The organism is Pseudobdellovibrio sp. HCB154, from assembly GCF_046267985.1.
Taxonomy (GTDB): domain Bacteria; phylum Bdellovibrionota; class Bdellovibrionia; order Bdellovibrionales; family Bdellovibrionaceae; genus Pseudobdellovibrio.
In genome coordinates, this window is sequence record NZ_CP176530.1 from 1,589,282 (window position 1) to 1,610,938 (window position 21,657).

Sequence of the window (21,657 nt, forward strand, 5' to 3'; positions counted from 1 at the left end):
TGTACCTCTATTTTTTACTTTCCATATTAAAACGAATAATAACTCTTTGTGACTTTTTACAGTCATTTTTCTTACAGTAGTCTTCAACAGAAGCAATAGAACGATCTTGCTTCATTAGATCCAGGAAGCTTCGGCCAGAGACTTTCATCGCTGGAACTAAATTCTTGTGATAAGTAAAATTCATTTCTTTGCCGTCTAGAATGTAATTGAAAATAGATTTTGCACGTTTGTAACTTAAATCCATATTGTACTTAATGGCATCACGGTCTTGCGGTTTACTTGAATAAGGATCAACCACACGGCCTTGGTAAGTCGGCGAAGCAAAACCGATCACTTCAACAGAAGAGATTTTGTCGGCGACTTTAGGGTTACCAAATAATGATTTAGAGTAAGTAGGCATCGCACGTTGTAAAACGTTACGCATTTCTTCTTTTAATTGAGCCGAGTCACTGTCAAAGTAAGCTTGGCCGAAATCTAAAACCACATCGCCTGATTCCATATTGATGTCGGCTTTAACTCCAGCACCTCTGAAACCTTTTTTGATTTCTTCAGCGATAGCTTTTCGTGCAGAAAGCTCAGCTTCAGCAGCAGCAAGCCTTCCTTGTGTATTGGCTAGCGCACCTTTTGTATTCTCTAATTCGCCAGCTAGACCTTGAATGCGGCCAGCAAAAGCACGTTCGCGGGCTTCGCCCTGACGTTTAAATTCAGCTTCTCTACGGGCAATTTCACCGGCAGATAGATTTTTTTGTCGGCCAAGTTCTGCATCAAAAGCAGCACGAGCAGCGGCGCGCTCTTTGTCATAACCTTCTTGAAGGACACGCATTTTAGCTTGTGATTCTGCATTCATGCTACCAATACGGTCTTTTAAACCACTGACTTGTTGGTTGCTGGCCTCAAGAGCGCCTTTAGTTTTTCCTAACTCTGAAGATGTGCTTTCAAGTTCGCTTTGAGTTGAAGCTAGCTGTTGTTGGGCTGCTGATAAGTTCTGGGCCACTTGCATTTTTTCTGCACGAAGGTTTTGAATGTTTTTTTCCGCAACAGCTTTTAATTGTTTCATGCGGGCTTGATAAGCCACTTGAGAAATTTTTTGAAGTTTTTTGGCTTTATCTAATTCTTTAAGTTGGTATTGCAGTTTTAGACTGGTATTAGAGATTTCTTGCTCTTTAGTTTTAAGAACCTGATTCATGTTGGCGATATTCGTGTTAAGATCTTTAATGTCTTCATCTTTTTCAGTGATAATTTCATTACGGTTGTTGATCTTAACCTTAGCTAAGTTATTAGAGTTGATGATATTGCGAACCATCTGTTGGTACTTATTTAAGGCCATTTCTTTACGTTCGTTTTCGCGGGCCTGTTGGCGTAATGACTCTTTTTCGTTTTTTGCCTCATCTTGTAACAACGTTAATTTATCCATTAACTCGTTGTATTCAGTCATTTCATCTTTTGAAGCCTGGTTGTTTAGATAATTCTCTTTAACAGATTCATACGTTTGTAGCTGGTTTTTAAGGTCTTGCACTTCAACTTTTAATTGTTGGTTGTCAGTCATGACCTTAATAGTGTCTGTTCCGGTACGAAGACTCGCCACTACATAAAGCATTAAGAAAATTGAAGATAATCCTAAGAATAAATCCGAATAAGAGGTCCAAAAGCTTTCGTTGTCGCCGTAGCCTTTACTTTTTCTGTACTCAAATGACATGGTTTCTTCCTCTCCCGTAAGAGCGTTTAAGTCATCGGAGCTTTCTTAACAATTTTAAAGCTAAATAATATAATCTTTAGACTATCTTTGAAACTTTTTTGCAAATTCAAATTTTCTGTCTACACCTCAATCAGTAAATTAAACATCTATTTCTGAGACATGAGCTATCTTGAGACGTACAACAATTTTTGTTTCTTTGAAGTGCTTAGACAGTTCAGAGGCTTTTAAATGGCTGCTGGCAGTTATTAGCGCTGGTATGACGACTGCAATTTAAGCCTTATATGAAAAAACACATCTTATCATTAGCCTTAATTTTAGTAACATCAACTTCTGCAATGGCTCAATCAGTTAACTGGTTTGTAGGTACAGATGAACGCATTACTTGTGACGGTGATGGTGAAGCTGACCAAGTTGTTCTTGATATGGCTACTGATGGTGGCGGTCAAAGTAAGTTTAAAGAATCAATCCGTGTTTCTGGCGTAAAATTACGTAAGAAGTTAATGGAATTATTAACTGATAAAGGTATTAGTGGAACTACTCTTCCAATGGAAATGGATGACTATGTCAAACAAGCTGTGTGTTTTACAAAGGTAGTTGTAGAAGGTAAAGTTGCGGATGGTTTTGATGCAAGATTTAAAAAAACATTAGCTACGGTAGAAACTCAATTAGAAAAAAACAAAAAAGACACTTTAACGGGTGACGATGCCGTAACCAATTCAGAAAAAAGTATGGCTTACGCCAACGAGATCTTATTTGCTAATCGCGGCGCTGTGGCTTTTATCCTGACTACATTTGAAAACTACTAGTTAATTCAAATCTGCTCCACTCCAAAAAGGTGGAGCGTCGAATTTATTGTCAAAAAAGATCCCTCTTTGAAACGTCACCATTTTTAAATTCTAAATCGCGTCTCCTCTCTGTAAAATCTAGGCAGGGGAATTATGACACTTAGAAAAAGGCACTTAAGCTTAGGCGTTTGTATTTCGTTATGCTTTACTTCAGCATTATTATTTCAAAACTTTACAGTGGCCCCTTCTGATTCTGATTTTCATCATATTATTAATGTCGCGACCGATTTTGGGGCGATTCCAAACGATAAAGACGATGACACCGAAGAAATCAGAAAAGCTTCCGATTATGCAAAGTCGCTTCTCTTAGAAAATAACAAAGCTAAAATCGCCGTGGTTTTTCCGGTCGGAACTTATCTTGTTTCACCGTTAAATTCTAAATTTCAAGTAAAGACGATTCCGTTTTACAGTGGCATAAGTTATATCGGCGACAGTGATGAGTTGCATGGCAAAAAAGCAACGCTTACAGTTTTGCCTTCGCCTTGTTTGAAATATCAAGACACCGATAAAGATACATTTGATCGTTGCCATAAAGCTAATAAATGGGGGCGTATGGTCAATGGTATTTTTGTTTCACCAAATCCATTGGTGATTAAAAATATGAATTTCTACGGAAGCCGAAATAGTCAGGGTCCGCATGCATCTTATGAGCTAGAGCAGAAGTCGTTGTTGTTTTTGCGCGGAACTATAGCTCAATCGTTAAAAGTCGAAATTAGCGATTCTGATTTTCACGAAAGCCCGGGCGATGGTGTGCAAATCTATTCAAATGTAGATATTCAGATTAAAAGAATGAAAGCTAACTTTAATTTCAGAGGTGGGGTTACAATCACCGGCGGCAAAGTTAACGCTGATATTGATCACTATATGAGTTGGGGAGATGCAAGACCTTTTATGAGCCTGCAAATTGAAATTGATCCGCATGGCGAGAAAGACTTAGAAGGTAAAAAATTACTGACTAATAATATTAAATTAACCAATGCCAGAATGAACGGTATTTTTGATTTAGGATTTGCTGGCGATAATTCTACATTTTACGGCGATAAAATCATAATGTATGGCGGTCAGTTTCTTTATGCTGGTATAAATGCGAAAAGCCACGTTCTTAAAACGACAGGTTTAATTAAGAACAGCATCTTGAGAACGGTCAGTGGTAATGATAAAGGCAACACCTATGATTCAGGACACATCTATGCCCCCGGCGACTTAACTTTTGAAAACGTTCAGTTTTATGCCCAAGGAAAAAAGAATTTAGAAACAACAGCTATGCATATCCGTTTTTACAATTCGTATGCTTATTATGAAAATCAGCAGGTGAAGTTTAAGAACTGCCGCTTTAAAATTTATGGAGAAGAAGCTAGCCTGTCATCGGTTATAAAAATGGACCCCGTAAAAACGGGCAGTCATAATAAGGTGATTTTAGAGCAGTCCATTGTTTATCCTGGATTTAAATATATCTTTCAAGCTGATCGAGGAGGAGTTATTGAGGCGAATGGTGTTTCGTCATACGCCGCAGAAGTCTTTCGCACTGGAAGTCTTAAAGGATATTCTTTGCATTTAGATATTCGTAATTTTATTCAAAGACTAACTGGTTTAACGTCTTTAGGTCGTATAAGTGGTATGGCTAATTCTGCTGATTACGTTTCTATTTCATCTTCAGGTTTTAGCGGTAAAGAAGTCGCAAAAACGGGAGCAAAAATTAAAAAGCGTGTTTCTTTAGAAGGAACTCTGCGTAAGATTAGCTATCAGCAATAAGTTAAATATAAAAACAACATTAATTACAAAGCTGTTTCTTTTTTTGTGCCCCCGCTGATTTTTGCTAATTTAAAGAGTAGTTTACTCTGTTTTTCTTTTAAATTTCTTTGAAAATCGACTACAACTAAAAGATGAAAAAAATAAATTCGCATCTTTTAGTTTTGTTTTTTGTTTGTTTATCTTTAGTTAATTGCACACAGTCTTCAGATAGTAACTCTTCAGTAGCGTCAGAGGTTAATTCACCAGCGGCAATTCCACCAACAGAAGAGCCACCTGAAACGACACCTCCAACTACGACCAATCCGCCAGTTACAAGTTCGCCACCTCCGGTTGTGACTCCACCGAATGAAACAACGGCATTGCCGTTACTTAAAGGTGATGTGCAGCTTATTGTGACTCCAAATGCAAAAGGTCATGTCGAGTTTTTGCAAAGTATTAATAGCACTAAAAGTGGTGATGTGGTTCGTATGGCGATGTTTCATTTAACAAGTAATGAAATTATTAACGCCTTAGTCTCAGCACAAAAACGGGGAGTTACGGTTAAAGTTATTTTAGATAGTGTAAGTTTAAATCTTCCGAATTTTAACTTAGGTTTTCAACAGTTAAAAGCAGGCGGCGTTGACGTGCGTGCCAGCACTTCGGCTTTTACGATCAGCCATCAAAAATCAATGGTTATTAATAATTCAGAAGTATTTATTACGGCGATTAATTTAACGAAGTTAGAAGATGTGACACGTGATTTTGGTTTAATTGTGCATGACCCTGATGTGATCAGCGAAGTGATTAGCGTTTTTGAGCAAGACTGGGTCAATGCCAATACTAACCAGGGACTTACGCCGCAAGTGAGCGAGCTTCACCTTGTGTGGAGCCCTGTTAATTCTTTAACAAAGTTAGTTGGTCTTATTTCTGCCGCTAAAAAAACAGTGATGGTTCAAGTTGAAAATCTTGGTGATTCACAGATTCAAGCCGCACTGATTGCCGCAAAAAAGCGCGGGGTCTTGGTAAGAGTGTTAGTTCCGATGTGCAGTAAGGGTAATGCCAAAGCTAATTACCCGTATTTAAAAGAACTAGCTTCTGCTGGAGTGCAAACTAAGGTGATGCCGATTCCAGAAAGTGTTACGCAGCCGTATATGCATTCAAAGATGATGGTCGTGGATGGTGTAATAGCGTATGTGGGCTCGGTTAATTTTTCTAAGAACTCAACATCTAGGGCGCGTGAATTGGGAATTCTATTCTCAGAGGCAAAACCTATTCAAACGATGTCAGCTATTTTTGAGCTAGACTGGAAAGCTGCGGTATCTGTTCCTGATGAGACTACAGTGAGTTGTCCTTTAATTTAGTATTAAGGTTCAAGAATAATTTCTGAATTTGCCAAATCGTAAGTGACCGTAAAGCGCTTCATGAAATCGTTGGCGATTAAGCCGTCATAAATGATATCTTGAAACATAACCTTAAGGTTTGACTGCTGTAGATTTGGCGCGGCTGCTGGTGCGATAGGTCCTTTTATGCCTGTATAGTATCTTACGTACGGATGGCCGGTTTCATCTTTTTGTTTTTCAATTAAAACACCCTTCGCCTTCGGATCGGCGCCTACAGTTGGCATTAGTTTTCTATTCAAGGTAAGAATATCTCCGCCAAGATCAATTTCTACTTTGATTGTTGATCCATCAGAAAGCTTAAGTGGCATAAAGATCGTAACAGCAGGTCCATCTTCGTCGATAGTGATCGGAATAACGAAGCCTTTAGATTTTCGAACTTTTAGACTTTCAGCTGTTTCGATGAAGAAGAGCTTCTTTTTGTAATCCATGGTGAACGGAATTTTACGAAAGAAACCAAGTGAAAGAAATCCCTCTACATTTTTGCAGTCTTCATCAGGTGGTAAAAAGCCTTTCATTTCCCAAACGCCAGTAGGAATGGATTCTATCTTTTGCCCAGCAAATGTTAAAGAATTGATTTGTGACATGGGAACGGTGATTTTCTGCCCGGACATACGTTGCCCAGTGTGGCTACTTTGAATTGTGCATCCAAAATTTTCACAGAGGGATTTAGAAAGAAGATTGACGCCGATTCCAGTGTCAAAAATAAAATAGGTGGGGTGAGTCTCGTTTAAGGTGACTGGAATTTTGATTAAGTAGCGCCCAGCATAACTAAAGGGGACGCCGTGCTCTGCAGAAGTATTTACAGCTTGTTTCGAAGCACAGCCGATTAAGCTTAAAAAACTAAGTATTAAGGTGCTGATTATTTTCATAGAAAGGAGCATACGTCCCACAAATGTACGCGTCTACCTCAAATAAAGCGTTATGGGGCCATATAGGACCGCATAGTCATCAGGAAAAACAGCAATAAACGAGTAGATTAATTTTTTAATTTAGCCTTCTGGTTTAGATGAAAAGGCTTAGCCTTTCATTGCTTTTTGACAGGCTAAGGTTGAGAAATTAACTATTGTTTGATGTCATAATTAATGATTAAATTAGGATTCTAGGAGAGAGCTGTATTTGGAATCTCAAAATCAAAACGGACAACCTGAAAAAAACATTTTGGTCGTGGATGATGATGAAGGGATTCGCGAGATCTTACAAATGGCTTTTATGACAGAAGGCTATTCGGTAACAACAGCAGCCAATGGCAAAGAGGCGCTAGATATTCTATCTCATTCACCTCATTACGGGCTTATTCTTTTAGATCTTATGATGCCTAAAATGAATGGTTGGGAATTCGTTGAAGCCTTTCAAAAGACTAGTCACCCTCAAATTCCTATTATCCTTATGACGGCCTACACTGACCGAGTTAAAAATATCGATGTCAAAGAAGTGATCTCTAAGCCAATGGATTTTGAAGCTCTTTTACAAAGAGTCCAGGCGAACTATAAAGAAAATTATAAATCTTAAGATTGGCGGAAAAAGTATGAAAATTCTAGCATTGCTAACGATTGTATCTAGCTTAGTTTACACATCACAGGCTTATGCTAAAGAATTTCGTGTGGGCGTTCTTTATTGGTCAATGAATATCGAAGGCCAAGTGGCCATGAGAAAAGGCCTTGAAGAAGTTGCTGCGCAAATTAATCAAGATTTAAAGAAATCTAAAGACCACTTAAAATTAATACCTTATGTGGCCGGTGACGGAGCAGAAGGGGTAGCGAATCAAATTAAGCAAATGGATCAGATGATTGATAAAGATAATGTCGATCTTATTATCGTGCAGCCGACTGATAATGCAGCTCTTGTGGCTCCACTTCTGAAAGCAAATGCCAAAAAAATTCCAGTGGTTGCGTATGACCAGTATATCGTTAAGGGTGAAATCGCTTCTTACATTACATCAAATAATTACCAAGCCGGGTATTTAGACGGAGAATACCTAGCTTCGCTATTTCCAGACGATCACGAAATGAAGTTAGTGTTGGTTGAATATCCTAAAGTTTCTTCAACGGTTGAACGTGTTGATGGGTTAATGGATGCTTTAAGAACAGAAAAGCAAAAATTTAAAGTCATCGGATCTTTTGAAGCTGTTGAACCAGTTGGTGGCAAAAAAGCTGGTGCTGATATTCTGGCTAAGTTTCCGAATAAAAATTCAGTTGATGCTGTCTTTACCGTAAATGATGGCGGAGGCCTTAGTGTTGTTGAAGCTATAGCTAAGGCTAAGCGAAATGAAATAAAAATTGCCACAGTCGATGGTGACCCACGTTCTGTAAAAAATATTAAAGCAGGTCTTACAGTCATTGATTCAGCTCAGTTTTGTGCCGAGCTTGGCAGACAAAGTATGAGTGTCGCTTGGAAAATTTTAAAAGGTGAAAAATATCCTAAAAAAATTCTTGTGCCGACATTTCCAATTGTTAAATCAACGGTCGGTTTTTATCCCGGTTGGCTAGGTAAAATACCAAACAAATTTGAAAAAGCGTGGAAGAAAGGAAGCTTCTGGGATAACCAGTTCATTGAAAAGTATTAAGTAAAATACTAAAAAGCATGTTGTGGAAAATAAATTAAAAAAGTTCGACAGAGATAATTTCAAAAATATCAATTTAAAAATTGGGGGAGCTTTTTTTACCGTTTTTGCTTTGTTGATCGGTATTTTAATTTTGATTACTACGTATCTTTTTCATAATGTTATTGAGTCTTCAGAAAACAGGCTTTCTCAAAACATCACAAATGTTTTGTCTATTTCGATCTCAAGAATTAGTTTTTCCGGTAAATACCATGCCCAAATTTTTTCAGACCAGCTTATTGAAAAAGAAGATTCACTTAAATATATCGTTATTCTAGATGCTTCTGGAGACATCATCTCTAAGAGTTATAACCCTGAATACCAAGAGTTTATTGAAAACAAGCATCTTAACTCTCTTAAAAGTTATACGGCGCAAATTTCTGATTTAAACAAGGTCGGAAATAAAATCAGTTACGTCGCCTGCTGCGATAATCAAACGATCAAAGAAATTGCAATGCCTTATTACGGAAGTTTTGATCAAGGGCAAATCGGTGTTATTGTTGCCGGGATTTCAACTTTCACAACCCATAAAGATATTGCAAGAAGCCGGTTTATTCTTATGCTTTTGGGTGTCTTCGTGACCATTGTCGGGGTAATTATTATTTATGTCGTCACTAATTATATTTCGTATCCGATCATTAGGCTTGCGACAATGTTTCAGGGCATCCTTGAGTTTGCACCGATATCGGTGATGGTGAATGATAAAAACGGACGAACGATCGCTATTAGCGATGAGTTTAAAAATAAATTTTTAGATAAAGCCGATGAGTTTGTTGATGTTAATCAGGCAACGCAATTATTTAAAGGCCCGGATCTAGAAAAAATGTTAATTGATGTGCCAACTCATCATGAGGGGATTTTAACTTATTTAACACTTAAGTTTCCACTTTTTGATTCGTTGGGAAAATTTTATGGCGTGTGCGGTATTGCCACTGATGTGACAGAGCGAGAAAGATTTCAAAAGGCTCTGTTAAAAAGTGAAGCTGATTATCGTTCTATTTACGAAACTTCTCCGGTAGGTATTTTAAATATTGGGCCCAATGGCCGCTTTTTGAGATGTAATCGGGCTTTTGAAGAGTTTGTAGGTTATACAGAAGCTGAACTTATCGCTTTTAGTTTTATTAAAACAACTCACCCAGAAGACGTTGAGATTTCAGCTCAAGAAATGAAAGCGCTGGTTACTGGAGATAAGCCTAATGTAAGTTTTGAAAAGCGCTTTATCAGAAAAGATGGTCAGACTGTTTGGGGGCATGTTTCAGCTTCTGTTCTTCGTAATGAAAAAGACGAGTTTATTAAAACGATCTCTATCATTGAAAACATCACTGAACGTAAACTAGCCGAAGCGGCCCGAGATAAACTGTTGATTCAAGAACAAGTTGCGCGCTTAGAGGCGCAAAAAGCCGTTAACGCCCGCGATGAATTTTTATCTATTGCTTCACATGAATTAAAAACTCCGTTAACAACATTGGCTTTACAAACGCAGCTTTTAAATCGTCTGATCGAACAGGGGCGTTTAAATACTTTAAGTAAAGAAAAACAACAGGACATGCTTCGTATTTCTAGGCAGCACCTTGAGCGTTTGTCGTTGTTGATTGATAGTCTTTTGGATGTCTCGCGTATTGGCGCAGGAAAATTAGCTCTTCAAAAAGTCGATATTAATTTATATGACCTGCTGAATGATATAATTCAGCACTTTCAAATGGAGTTTAAAGAAAAAGGATGTGCGGTCAGTTTAGTAGGCGACACTAAAATTGTCGGACACTGGGATAAACTTCGTCTTGAGCAAGTTATTGTAAATCTTATTTCAAACGCCATTAAATTCGGAGCGGGAAAACCTATTGCTGTTAAGGTCTTCGTTGAAAATGGCAAAGCGAAATTTACCGTACGTGATATGGGCATTGGTATTTCAAAAGAAAATCAAAATAGAATCTTTGAGCGTTTTGAAAGAGCCGTTTCGGTCAATAGCTTTGGTGGTTTAGGCTTAGGCCTTTATATCGTTAAAGAATTGGTCGAAACTCATGGCGGGCATATTTCAGTAGAAAGTGAACTTGGCGAAGGAGCTACGTTTGTTGTTGAGCTTCCGTTAAATAGTCCCGAAGATTAATCATGGTGCGCGAAGAGGGACTTGAACCCTCACGCTTGCGCATACGCCCCTCAAACGTACGTGTCTACCAATTCCACCATTCGCGCGCACTCATTAACTAAATTAAAGCAAAAGCTAATAGGGTGGTCAATGTGATCGCTGTCTCATTTTGCGAATCGCTAAAATTCTTTATTAAAAATGATAATTCCCGTGGCAGACTAATTGATTCCAAGGGGTATAGGGATGTCTAAGTTTTTAGTTTTACTTTTATCAGTAAGTTTTATGGCTACCACAGTAAGCTTTGCTGAAGAAGACATCGACCCAGCCTTAAAAGATGTGCAAGAGTTACTGCGCACAGAATCTAAACGTAACGAAGTAATTAAAGCCGATTCTAAAGCGCAGCAGGCCGATGCCTTTGCGTTACAAGCCGTGGGTGGCAATCAACAGTTAAAAAACGAAGTTTACGACGTGTCGGCTGATATTATGGCGACAGTGCAAAAACTAAGTGGTGGTGATACAGCCAAGATGCAACAGCTCCTGCAAAAAGCTTTGCAAAATCCCGGTGAATTTTTAAAGTCATTACCCGCTGATCAGCAGGCAAAAATTCGTGGCATTGCCACTCAAGTAGAAAAGAACAAATCTTCTGCGCAAGCCGCTCCTAAGCCATAAGACGTTTACTAAAAGCCTTAAAAACTCCTTAATGTTTATAAATAGTTACAAAGCCGCATAAGCCTAGCTTATGGTCTGGATTTTTATTTCTTTTGCTCTTTTTTTAACCCCAAAGTGGAACCAAATCATCTAACCATTAAGAGCAAGGACGCTCCCCCAAGACGACTAAGGGGTGCATACAGCTAGGATGGCTGTTTCCGAAGTCGTCGACATAGTTGGCCACGGAAGGCTGACAAGAAAAAAAAGAGACGAACGAAGAAGGAGTTTCCAGTGAGTTTCGAATTAAATGAAGTTTTAATTTTTTGTGGGTTTTACTCAAGCCTAGTGATCTATTCCCTCTGGATCACGGTGGCAGATAGAAGAGTAAAGGTGCCAGCAAAAAGATTTTATAAGTAAGAATAAGTTGGGTTTTGGTGGTTCCCTAACTTAATCTTCAGCGGAAAGCCTAAAAAGCTTTCCGCTTTTTTTATTTTTGTGCTTGAAACAAATCCTTCAACTTAAAATAATTAAGTAGTCGAAAGAGGGTTTTGTTTATGGAATGGCATGCGGTCGGATCAGCAACTGGGGTTTATGTTTTAGAGTATCAAGCAGCAGGTTATGCCAGAGCTAATTGTACGGCGATTCAAATGGGTGATGGTTTTGTTATTCTAAGCCCGGCTTCAAATATTTCAGAATCACATATTCAGTTTATCGAAAAAATGGGACCAATTTTAGCCTTACTTTCTCCGCACTCAGGTCATACTTTGGGAATCAACGGTTGGTTAAAGCTTCGTCCATATCTAAAAGTGTTTGCGGCACCCAAAGCCACCGATCGTATTTCAAAAGTGTGCAAAGTTGATGTTCGCCCAATTGAAGAACTTAATATTAAAGATCCAAACGTTAAAATTACTTTAGCTCCAGGCATGGGAGACACGACTTTATTTATTGAAATAACAAGAGGAGATCGCCCCGTCGTTTATGTTGATGAACTTTTAGAAGATCTTGATCGTTACCCAGGCCCTGCGTTTATACGCCCGCTGATGCACCTCATGGGTAAAAAACCAGGCTTTCAAGTGAATCGCGGCTTTATTCGTTTTTACGTGAAAAATGTGCAAGCATTAGCTGCTGAAGTTTTAAGGCTCGTTAATACCGGAGCGCATGTTATCTTTGCCCATGGGCCCGTTCGTTCATCGCCAGAAGATATCGCGCAAGCAAAGGCATTGCTTGAGTCGATCTAGGGCTTATGATACTTAAGCTTTCATGAAACTTTCTGATCTGACTTATGATTTTCCTGAAGAGCTTATCGCTACAAGCCCGTCGCGTCCAACGCGTGTGATGTTTGTCGATGAAAAAGGTCAACCCCAAGAGATCACGGTTTCTGATTTAATTCATAAAATTCCAGCGGGCGATGTTTTAGTGTTAAACGACACTAAAGTTTTAAAGCGCCGTGTGTTTGCCGGTGACCTAGAAATTCTTTTTTTAGAAGAACTACCAAACGGCACACAAAAAGTTTTATTTCCTTCAAAAAAATATAAAGTCGGTGACGAGATCACATTACCTAATGGCGCAAAAATGAAGCTGTCAGAAAAAGGGCTTCCGCAATTAGTTGAAGTAACGCCACGATTAACTGAAGCTGATTTTGAAAAGTTCGGAGAGCTTCCGCTTCCGCCATATATTCAAAAGGCGCGTGAAGAGCGTCACAATGTGCAAGCCGATGAATCATGGTATCAAACAGCTTGGGCTGAAAAGCCGGGAAGCTTTGCAGCTCCAACGGCAAGCCTTCATTTTTCAGATGCTGATTTGGCCAAGCTTCAAGCTAAAGGTGTAAAAGTAGAAAAGATCACATTACATGTGGGTCTTGGTACATTCTTACCCGTTAAAGTTGAAAACTTAGACAATCATAAAATGCACGCTGAAGTTTATGATATTCCAGAAACAGTTTGGGCTGATATTCAAAAAGCTAAAGTTTCAGGAAATAAAGTGTGGGCATTAGGAACAACAGTGACTCGTACGTTAGAAACAGCTGCGCGTACGCAGAAACTATCAGGCGCTTCAGAATTGTTATTGCAAGAGGGTAGTCAGTTTCTAATCGTTGATCGTTTAATGACTAACTTCCATCAACCAGAATCAACTTTGCTTGCACTTGTATCTGGTTTTTCATCATTAGCCAATGTTAAGAAAAATTACGCGTGGGCCATTGAACGTAAATTCAAACTTTTTAGCTACGGTGATCTATCAGTTTGGCTTAAATAAAAAAAGCCCTGAATCAATCAGGGCTTTTTTGTCTTAGATATTTTTCGAAAAAATTATTGCTGAACTTTCGACATAACAGCGTTATAAACTTTCATAAAATCAACTTCGCGGTTTGTGCGTGCATAAACCGGAGGACCACTTAATAAGCCTTCTGGAAAAGCGTCAACTTCAGTGCGGCTAGAGTAGCCTAAACTAAGCGTATTAGATTTTTCATCATAATTTACAGAACGATTGTTATCCTTCACGCACTGAACTTTTAAAGGATTAGCCGAGTTGTATAATGACGAGATCGCAGCGAAGTCAGAATCGAAACGGAAGTAATACGAACCTGTATCTGTTCCATTAAGTTCATCCTCTTTGAAACTTAGCAGGATTAATGGAGGATTATCTCCGTATCCGAATGAACGTCTTACTTTCTTACAGCTTTGATCAAAAACGATTGAGTTATTAACGGTATTCCAAAATGCAGATGAATACAGAAGTTCTTTACTGAAGATATTATTGCGATGGTTAATAACATTCGCATACATACCTCTTTGGCATTCGCTCATGTTCATATCCATATCTGAGTTAAACTTCGCTATTTTTTGTTTTACAGCGGCTAAGTAAGAGCTATAAAGTTCTTTAGTTTTAGGGTCTTGCATATTTGCAGCAGCGCTTTCAATGCGAGAAAGAGTTGCATAGACTTGTGCACGGCGCTCAGTCACTGTTTTACAAGTAACTTCAGTGTCTTCAGATGAAGTAGTTCTTTTTTGATCTACGTGTGAGCAAGACGCCAAAAGAAGTACAGTTGCGGATAGTAAATATTTTTTCATTAAATCTCCTGTTGTTAATCATTACGCCACGATTTAAGAAGATTTAAAGTCTAGTAATAGCCCACACTACCTGCGCTTTCGGCTGCTGGTGTATAAACCAATGCAAAGCTTTAAAGGAAAAACAATTGCGTAATGCTCCAGAAAAATGAAGCAAAAACTATATGCGAGTCTAGTCAGTCTACCGGTAACTCATCGACACATTGTGAATCGTATCAAACAACAATTTTTTCTTAATCGGCTTGGCTAACAACGTGACTTCGTCAAATGTCTTAGCTGTTCGAGCCGTAAAATCCAGTAAATCCGCAGTGACTAAAATCACCGGAATCGGTTTAATGTTTCTGCCTTTTTCATACTGTCTGATTTTTTGTAAGAGTTCAAAACCATCCATATTCGGCATACGCACATCTAAGATTAATAAATCAGGCAATTTCTTTTCAAAACATTGCCATGCACTTTCACCGTCATAGTTGTAATGAATCTGCCACGATGATTTCGCGAAATAAGCTTTATACAGTTCGATATTACCATGATCATCATCGGCTACGATAATTGATAGATCATCTTTCGGAAATACAATTGGCGGTTGTGCAGCACTTTGGGCGGCCGCTTGGTTTGAGGCTGCCAGGCTGCTTGATAGGTGTTTTCTTTGGCGGCTGCGGCTTGAAAAACCATTCACGGTTAATAGCTCGTACGGTAAGAACGGCACGTTACTTAGGTAATTAACTGTCGAGCTTACGCCCGTATTCGATTTGTTGTTTTGCCCTAAGACAAACACATGGCGGCCAAATGTTTTAGCTAAGATATCTAAGTCCATTGAGGCTGTTTCTGGATCGTACACGATCCAATAACGTCTGTTCGGATCAGATAAAAGTAAAACTTTAGCAAAGTCTTCGGTGATAAAAATAATCTCTTCGATATTTTGATGAAAAGCCAAAGAGGCAAAAGATTTTTGTAATAACGGGTCTTTCGACATAAGAACAGCCGTGTATTTTGTAGGATCTGGTGTTTTATAGATCTCATACCAATTTGTGTGTTCTGGGCGGTTAAATTCTAAATCAACGGTAAATACAGATCCTTTTTTCGGTGTCGAATCGACCGAAATTTTACCATGCATTTTTTTAACGATATCTTTCACAATCGACAACCCAAGGCCCACACCGCCTTCGGCGTAAGTTTTTGAATTTTCAACCTGAAAGAAGGCATCAAAAACTTTATTGATTTTATCTGACGGAATACCAATACCACTGTCTTTAATTTCAAATTTAAGTTTTACACGGTTGGCCCCTAAGGTATCGGCTGCTTGCACCGCTAAAATCACATGGCCGTGCTGCGTGTACTTAGTGGCATTACGTAATAAATTTAATAAAACCTGACGTAAACGGTTAGGGTCAGTGACAATACAAGCAGGCATTGATTTATCTAAATGCAGATAGATATTTAAACCCTTATGCTTACAGTCTTGACCAGCAAGTTTAGACACATCACCTAAGAACTGAGCCAAGTAAATTGTACGCTCTTGAAATGTCATTTCATTTTTTTCAGCTTGGGCAAGTTCAATTAAGTCATCAAGCATTGAAAGCAAATGTTCACCGGATGTGTGCATGGTCTTTAAATAGTTTTGCACGACATTGTCAGTGTTAGCTTCGTTACATAAATCAATCATCCCTAAAATTAAATTTAACGGGGTTCTGATTTCATGTGAAATTTTACCAAAGAAATGGGCTTTTGAGTTTAAAGCCTGTTGTAGATCGTGTGCGGTTTTTTCTAAATCTAAAGTTTTACTGATAATTAAACGATTTGCCATGCGATTTTGATGAATCAAGTGATACATCAAATACGAAATAGCTAAAGTTAACAAAACACCTAACAACGCCGCCGTATTTTCAGGGGATAAATAGTTTGTCTTAATTGGCGAATACCTAAAATCAATAGATAAATTCACATTCGATTGTGGCAGTGAATCTAAAAAGTGAACATTCACCATATCTTTATTTGGCCTAGGCACATACCGCGAAATTGATTTAGTTCCATCCGCTTCGCTTCTGATAATCCACGAATTGGGATTAGTATCGGTTTTAACAACTATATTGCTCGAGTCAGAAATAATAGTCTGATTAAATAAATTACTTAAAGGTGTGGTAAATAGAAAATAAATCTTTCGATGAAAGCGTGAACGTAAAATCACCGATAGATAAGGTCGGTTGTTGCCTTCAAAAACTAAAGTCGTAAGTAAACCAGAGGTCTTTTTTAATTCTTGAATAATATGTTTTACTTCTGGGGCTTTTAGAAAATTCGATGTGGGCTCAGGTAAAGTCGAATCTGGTGTATTTACACGTAATAGGGCTTTATATTGTTGATTATTCTGTTCTTGAATAATGGTCATACGCTGAAAAAGCGTATGGCGAAGTACTAAGTCTAAATATGGTTCATCTTTCGTGTAATTAGCCGGCCTATCTTCAAGGTTGTTTTCATAACTTTGAATTTTAAGTATACTATTTGTAAGTAATAGGTCGATTTTAGTCAGCTCTTCGCGGGCTGTTTGGGTAAAGATAGTTTTTTGAATAAAATCATCACGTTGTTTTAAATGCGTGTAGATATAATAGCAAAAACCCAAGCCAGAAATTAAAGTCAAGACGGGAGCCCAGAGTATAAATCTCTGCAGCTGGTTGACATGATGGCTTAGACTTAGGATGACACGGTTGTAAATTCGTTTTGAAGCTTTCATCTCCTTCTATAGTAGTTGAAACAATTTGATATTAATAATAATTTCGTTTGAAGAAATCTTCAAATGACCTTCAAACGTCCTTTATTTGGACATGGTTTAGTCAAAATTAAGGAAGATTGCGGCATATGCGAGGGGTATTATGCAATTTCAAGAGATATTGACAAAATTCAAAGCGGTAAAGGATTTTAACCCACAAGGTTTAGAGCAACTTAAGGAAGATACCGATGAAAAAGTGGCTTTAAAAATTTTGGCGCGCTTTTTCATTACCCTAGAAGAATCTTTGGCTCATGTGGCCACAAGCTTAAATTCTGGAGAGCTTGTCGAGGTCTCTAAAGGCTCGCATAAAATTGCAGGTTCGGCAGATCTTGTGGGGTTTAGCAGTTTTGCACAACGCTCACGTAAGATTTCACGCGATGTTAAAGGAACCCCTGAAATGTCGTCAGCCGATCTTCATCACGAAGTCGTTGATTATTTGAATGACGGAAAAACCATGTTAGGCCAAATGAAAAAGGCCTTTTCGGATTACCAAAATTACATCTAATTTTTTTAAAATATTAAGCGGGTTTTACTTCGATTTTATAACCGGCACCAAGCACAGTTTCTACTTTAGCTGTGCTTGAAGAAATCTTTTTACGAAGATGCGAAATGTGTGCATCGACCGTACGCTCGGTAATATGTTTTGAAATTCCCCACACATGATCAATAAGATAATCACGTGAATAAACCTGACCTGGGCGGGTAGAGAGAATTTTTAAAAGTTTAAACTCAGAAGGTGTTAAATCGACATTCTCTAATTTGTCAGTGAGCTGAATTTGCACACTCATTTTATCAGAGTCGATAATAAGATTTCCCAATTTGATAAATTGCGTATCTTTAGCTTGTGCAGAAGCCGTGCGAAGACGGGCTTCGATACGCGCTTTTAATTCGGCTGAATGGGGTGGTTTTACGATGTAATCATCGGCACCAACGCCAAAGGCCGCCACTTTGCTTAGAATATCGTTATCAGCACTTAAAATAATAATCGGAATATCTTTCGCACTGAAGGCGTCTTTGAACTGTGATAAGGCTTTAATGCCGTTTCCGTCGGGAAGTGACACATCAAGTAAGATTAAATCAAAACTTTCGCGCCCGTTTTGCACATATTTAAACGCATCATTTAAAGTTGGGGCAAAAGACAACGTATGATCTTTTAAAACAGATGTAAGATAGATTACAAAATCTTGGTTATCTTCGATGCACAGTATTTTCGCCATAAGATCTACCCTATTACAAATAAAACAGTATTTACAAACTTAGGTCCTGGTTCATTACTTCTCTCTCTAAAATTACTGTGATTTTGCGTAATCTTCAAATGATTTTAATCGGAATCCCAAATTTACCCCACACACTTATTATACGGCATAGCTCAAGGAGGAATTTATGACCATTAACTTGCATTTCTCGCACGTCGAGGTTCCAGATTATTTACGTTACAATATCGAAGGTTACATTACCGAGATGTTTGGCGGATTATCACAAAAACACAATTTATTTGTGGATTTGTACTGTAAAAAAGAAGTGACCTCTAAAAATCACGGCGAAAAATTTAAATGCCATATTGAGGCACATGCACCGTGGTTACACAGAAAAGTCTACGTGCAATCTTCAGGTGACGAATGTTGGGAAACCATTACGAATGCAAGTGGCAAAATGAAACGTAAATTATTTAGTCAAAAAAAATCAGATCACAGAAAACGAGGGCGCACAGATTGGAGTTTAGCAGAGAATGATTATGTCAACGAACAAGAACTAGCGATTTAGATGATGTACACCATGTACAGCTCTTGTTGAAAGAGAGTGTGTTATGATCTACAGAGTATTAATTATCGAAGACGATTTGGCTTATAAGCCTTTATGGGCCGATATATTACGCCGAAATTTAGGTGCAAATATCGCTGAAATCCATTGGGCTGTTAGTGCTGAAGAAGCGAAAGTAGAATATGAAAAAGCAATTGCGACAGGGCAGTTCTTTGACTTCATTATTACTGACGTATTCTTGGCGGGATCAGACACAGGTCTTGATTTTGTTGAAAATATTTTTGCAGATGATCAGGAAGCCCCTCCCATTATTCTGATCTCATCAGTGGATAAAGACGAGGTCGAAGAAATTGTCGATACAGAATCTCGTCGTATTGAAGTCTTATCAAAACCAATTAACCCTAATGTATTTAAAGAGGTCTTGCACCGTTTGACGGAAGACCGAAAGGCTATGTGAGTTTGTGAATCAAGTCGATACTTCGCAAAAAGTAGTTTTGATTACAGGTTGTGCCACCGGGCTTGGAAAAGCCCTGGTGGAAACCTTATCTCGTAATCCTGCTTATAAAATTGTTGTGACAGCTCGTTCGCACAGACTCGAGCATCTTCGTGAATTATTTCAGGAATCAGATAAGCTTTTGATTCGTGAATTAGATGTTACGAATGAATCTAATGTTTATTCATTGGTGAATGAGATTGCAAACCTATGGGGACGCATTGATGTATTAGTCAATAACGCCGGTATTTGTTATCGTTCCGTGGTTGAACATATGGATCGTGAATCAGAAATGATTCAGTTAGAAACCAATTACTTAGGGCCGATGTCATTAATTCGTTCAGTGCTTCCGATTATGCGTGAACAAATGAACGGGCATATTATCAACATCTCTTCAGTAAGTGGTATGGTCTCGATGCCAACCATGGCCTCTTATTCAGCTTCTAAACATGCGCTTGAAGGTGCGACTGAATCTTTATGGTATGAGGCTAAACCTTACGGTATTAAAGTAAGTCTGGTTGAACCGGGGTTTATTAATTCAGATTCATTTAAAAACATATTGCTTCCGAAAAAAGCAAAATTATCAGCAAAACTTAAAGGCCCGCATTCGGAGTATTATAATTCCATGTCGCCCTTTATCGAAAGCCTGATGAAATGGGCGTTTGCCACTCCCGAATCGATCGCGCACAAGGTAGAAAAATTAATCGAAAGGAAAAATCCGCCACTTCGTTTGCGGGTCACTTTAGATGCTGTCGTTTTTTCGATCTTAAGAAAGCTGTTGCCGGAATTTATGTTCCACAAGGTGATGTTTTTACTGCTTCCGGGATCGCGCTTATGGGGGCATCGCAGTTATTTCGGTAACCGGGTAAGAGCTAAAAAAATAAACAGTTCAGCCCACGCTTAGAAGGTGCCAGGCCTTTTTCGCTACAGTTATATTTGAATAGAACTCAGTGACATTGTAACCCAAAACTTTTATAAGTTCGTTCTATGTCTTTAAAACTTGGTGAATTCAAACTACATAAAAAATCAGGCAAAGCACGTCGTGCCACTTACATGACTCATCATGGAAGTTTTGAAACACCTACGTTTATGGCGGTGGGAACTAAAGCTACCGTTAAGGCGATGACGCCTGAAGAGTTAAAAGACTGTGGAACACAAGTTGTTCTAGGAAATACTTACCATTTACATCTTCGCCCGGGCGAAAAATTAGTTAAAAAAATGGGTGGCCTTCATAAGTTTATGAACTGGCACGGACCAATCTTAACTGACTCTGGCGGATTCCAAGTTTTTTCATTGTCGGGCTTAAGAAAAATGTCTGAGGAAGGTGTTGAATTTCGTTCGCACTTAGACGGCGCGAAACACTTTTTATCTCCTGAAAAATCCATGGAAATCCAAATGGATTTAGGCGCCGATATCATCATGGCGTTTGATGAATGTTTGGGTTACCCAGCCACAGACGATCAAATTAAAAAATCGATGGATTTAACTTACCGCTGGTTAGTACGTTCACATAAAGCCATGCAACGCCCTGAAAGTTTACTATTCGGGATCGTGCAGGGTGGTTTATCGTTAGAACACCGTAAGTATTCTTTAGAGCAAGTGACAAGCGTTGATCTTCCGGGTTACGCGTTAGGTGGTTTTTCAATCGGTGAACCGATTCACTTAATGCACGAACTACTTCCGCAAATTGCGCCGTTAATGCCTGAAAATAAGCCACGTTATTTAATGGGCGTGGGTACTCCGCTTGATTTAATCATCTCGATTGATTCTGGCGTGGACATGTTTGACTGTGTTATGCCTACAAGAGTGGCAAGAAACGGTACTCTGTACACATGGCAGGGTAAAGTCAGCATTAAACGCCAAGAATACAAAGAAGATCCAGGGCCATTAGATCCTGAATGTGACTGTTATACGTGCAAAAACTATTCAAGAGCATACCTTCGCCATCTTTTCTTAAGCGGCGAAATCTTAGGTTCTCGTCTGAATACGATTCATAACCTGCATTTCTACATGTCTGTTATGGCAAAAGCTCGCCAAGCCTTAGATGAAGGCAGATGGGAAGAGTACAGAGACTTCTGCCTAACGCGATTTATAAAAACTGATAAAAACGATTAAGGTCTCTTGATCGTTTACGCGTTTAAGTGTTCAATTTTACTTTGAGTTTTTTGAAAAAACGAAAAGGAAAAAGGAACCTATCATGTTACTAAAATTTTTATCGATGAACTTTGGCGCTTTCGCACAAGAAGCTGCAACAACAGCTGCAGGAACTGCAGCACAACCCCCAGCATGGATGCAATTCGTTCCAATGCTTGCAATCGTTGTTGTGTTTTACTTCTTCTTAATCCGCCCACAAGCTAAAAAACAAAGAGAACAAGTAAGCTTTTTACAAAGCTTAAAAGTGGGTGACCAAGTCGTTACTCAATCTGGATTATTCGGAAAAATCACTGGATTAAACGAAAATATCGCAAACCTTGAGATTTCAAACGGAGTGACTATCAAACTTCTTCGTTCGCAAATCACAATGCTTCAATCAGCGTTACAAAAACCTGAGACAGCAAAATAATTTTTTTAC

At 38.6% G+C, this 21,657-nt stretch carries 20 protein-coding genes and 1 tRNA gene; 15 read left to right on the top strand and 6 right to left on the bottom strand.

The window, feature by feature from the left end; translation table 11 throughout:
- Positions 1-7: 7 nt before the first annotated feature.
- Entirely contained in the window at positions 8-1,696 is a 1,689-nt protein-coding gene (locus tag ACKWCF_RS07790) for a microtubule-binding protein (protein ID WP_409480148.1), read from the bottom strand.
- Positions 1,697-1,977: 281 nt separating this feature from the next.
- On the opposite strand from ACKWCF_RS07790, the gene ACKWCF_RS07795 reads away from it, so the two are divergent.
- From ACKWCF_RS07795 to ACKWCF_RS07805, 3 genes are all read left to right on the top strand, one after another.
- Positions 1,978-2,502, top strand: a complete 525-nt coding sequence (locus ACKWCF_RS07795) for a hypothetical protein (protein ID WP_409480149.1) — start codon at positions 1,978-1,980, stop codon at positions 2,500-2,502.
- 132 nt (positions 2,503-2,634) lie between these two features.
- Positions 2,635-4,293 carry a hypothetical protein gene (locus ACKWCF_RS07800; RefSeq protein ID WP_409480150.1) on the top strand — a complete coding sequence of 553 codons (1,659 nt, stop codon included), beginning with the start codon at positions 2,635-2,637 and terminating at the stop codon, positions 4,291-4,293.
- Between the two features lie 131 nt (positions 4,294-4,424).
- Positions 4,425-5,633, top strand: coding sequence for a phospholipase D-like domain-containing protein (locus ACKWCF_RS07805; RefSeq protein ID WP_409480151.1), 1,209 nt, complete (start codon positions 4,425-4,427; stop codon positions 5,631-5,633).
- A gap of 2 nt (positions 5,634-5,635) precedes the next feature.
- Here the strand turns inward: ACKWCF_RS07805 and ACKWCF_RS07810 are convergent, their stop codons facing one another.
- Positions 5,636-6,541 carry an aspartyl protease family protein gene (locus ACKWCF_RS07810; protein ID WP_409480152.1) on the bottom strand — a complete coding sequence of 302 codons (906 nt, stop codon included), beginning with the start codon at positions 6,539-6,541 and terminating at the stop codon, positions 5,636-5,638.
- A gap of 247 nt (positions 6,542-6,788) precedes the next feature.
- On the opposite strand from ACKWCF_RS07810, the gene ACKWCF_RS07815 reads away from it, so the two are divergent.
- From ACKWCF_RS07815 to ACKWCF_RS07825, 3 genes are read left to right on the top strand one after another with little or no spacing between them, the layout of a single operon-like run.
- Positions 6,789-7,181, top strand: coding sequence for a response regulator (locus ACKWCF_RS07815; RefSeq protein WP_409480153.1), 393 nt, complete (start codon positions 6,789-6,791; stop codon positions 7,179-7,181).
- 16 nt (positions 7,182-7,197) lie between these two features.
- Entirely contained in the window at positions 7,198-8,235 is a 1,038-nt protein-coding gene (locus ACKWCF_RS07820) for a sugar ABC transporter substrate-binding protein (protein ID WP_409480154.1), read from the top strand.
- A 22-nt stretch (positions 8,236-8,257) separates the two neighbouring features.
- Positions 8,258-10,375, top strand: coding sequence for a PAS domain S-box protein (locus ACKWCF_RS07825; protein ID WP_409480155.1), 2,118 nt, complete (start codon positions 8,258-8,260; stop codon positions 10,373-10,375).
- Between the two features lie 3 nt (positions 10,376-10,378).
- Here the strand turns inward: ACKWCF_RS07825 and ACKWCF_RS07830 are convergent.
- A tRNA-Leu gene (locus ACKWCF_RS07830) sits at positions 10,379-10,461 on the bottom strand.
- 136 nt (positions 10,462-10,597) lie between these two features.
- On the opposite strand from ACKWCF_RS07830, the gene ACKWCF_RS07835 reads away from it, so the two are divergent.
- The 3 genes from ACKWCF_RS07835 to queA all read left to right on the top strand — a co-directional run bounded on the left by ACKWCF_RS07835 (position 10,598) and on the right by queA (position 13,255).
- Complete coding sequence (locus tag ACKWCF_RS07835; RefSeq protein WP_409480156.1) at positions 10,598-11,023, top strand: hypothetical protein; 426 nt, start codon at positions 10,598-10,600, stop codon at positions 11,021-11,023.
- 533 nt (positions 11,024-11,556) lie between these two features.
- The gene (locus tag ACKWCF_RS07840) at positions 11,557-12,240 is read left to right on the top strand and encodes a hypothetical protein (protein WP_409480157.1); all 684 of its coding nucleotides are present in this window, start codon (positions 11,557-11,559) and stop codon (positions 12,238-12,240) included.
- 22 nt (positions 12,241-12,262) lie between these two features.
- Entirely contained in the window at positions 12,263-13,255 is a 993-nt protein-coding gene (queA, locus tag ACKWCF_RS07845; RefSeq protein WP_409480158.1) for a tRNA preQ1(34) S-adenosylmethionine ribosyltransferase-isomerase QueA, read from the top strand.
- 53 nt (positions 13,256-13,308) lie between these two features.
- Here queA and ACKWCF_RS07850 read toward each other — a convergent pair whose 3' ends face one another.
- Positions 13,309-14,070 carry a hypothetical protein gene (locus tag ACKWCF_RS07850; protein ID WP_409480159.1) on the bottom strand — a complete coding sequence of 254 codons (762 nt, stop codon included), beginning with the start codon at positions 14,068-14,070 and terminating at the stop codon, positions 13,309-13,311.
- Between the two features lie 178 nt (positions 14,071-14,248).
- The gene (locus ACKWCF_RS07855; RefSeq protein ID WP_409480160.1) at positions 14,249-16,702 is read right to left on the bottom strand and encodes a hybrid sensor histidine kinase/response regulator; all 2,454 of its coding nucleotides are present in this window, start codon (positions 16,700-16,702) and stop codon (positions 14,249-14,251) included.
- 232 nt (positions 16,703-16,934) lie between these two features.
- Between ACKWCF_RS07855 and ACKWCF_RS07860 the strand changes: the two genes are divergently transcribed.
- Positions 16,935-17,336 carry an Hpt domain-containing protein gene (locus ACKWCF_RS07860; protein ID WP_409480161.1) on the top strand — a complete coding sequence of 134 codons (402 nt, stop codon included), beginning with the start codon at positions 16,935-16,937 and terminating at the stop codon, positions 17,334-17,336.
- Positions 17,337-17,349: 13 nt separating this feature from the next.
- Here ACKWCF_RS07860 and ACKWCF_RS07865 read toward each other — a convergent pair whose 3' ends face one another.
- Positions 17,350-18,048 (bottom strand): response regulator transcription factor, encoded by a 699-nt coding sequence (locus tag ACKWCF_RS07865; RefSeq protein WP_409480162.1) that lies wholly within the window; start codon positions 18,046-18,048, stop codon positions 17,350-17,352.
- Positions 18,049-18,214: 166 nt separating this feature from the next.
- Here ACKWCF_RS07865 and ACKWCF_RS07870 point away from each other — a divergent pair, with 166 nt between their 5' ends.
- From ACKWCF_RS07870 to yajC, 5 genes are all read left to right on the top strand, one after another.
- Positions 18,215-18,595, top strand: coding sequence for a hypothetical protein (locus tag ACKWCF_RS07870; protein WP_409480163.1), 381 nt, complete (start codon positions 18,215-18,217; stop codon positions 18,593-18,595).
- A gap of 43 nt (positions 18,596-18,638) precedes the next feature.
- A complete protein-coding gene (locus tag ACKWCF_RS07875; protein WP_409480164.1) occupies positions 18,639-19,049 on the top strand; it encodes a response regulator in 411 nt (136 codons plus the stop codon).
- Positions 19,050-19,053: 4 nt separating this feature from the next.
- Positions 19,054-19,989, top strand: coding sequence for an SDR family oxidoreductase (locus ACKWCF_RS07880; protein WP_409480165.1), 936 nt, complete (start codon positions 19,054-19,056; stop codon positions 19,987-19,989).
- Positions 19,990-20,072: 83 nt separating this feature from the next.
- Positions 20,073-21,200 (top strand): tRNA guanosine(34) transglycosylase Tgt, encoded by a 1,128-nt coding sequence (tgt, locus tag ACKWCF_RS07885; protein ID WP_409480166.1) that lies wholly within the window; start codon positions 20,073-20,075, stop codon positions 21,198-21,200.
- A gap of 82 nt (positions 21,201-21,282) precedes the next feature.
- Positions 21,283-21,648, top strand: coding sequence for a preprotein translocase subunit YajC (gene yajC / locus ACKWCF_RS07890; RefSeq protein WP_409480167.1), 366 nt, complete (start codon positions 21,283-21,285; stop codon positions 21,646-21,648).
- Positions 21,649-21,657 lie beyond the last annotated feature (9 nt).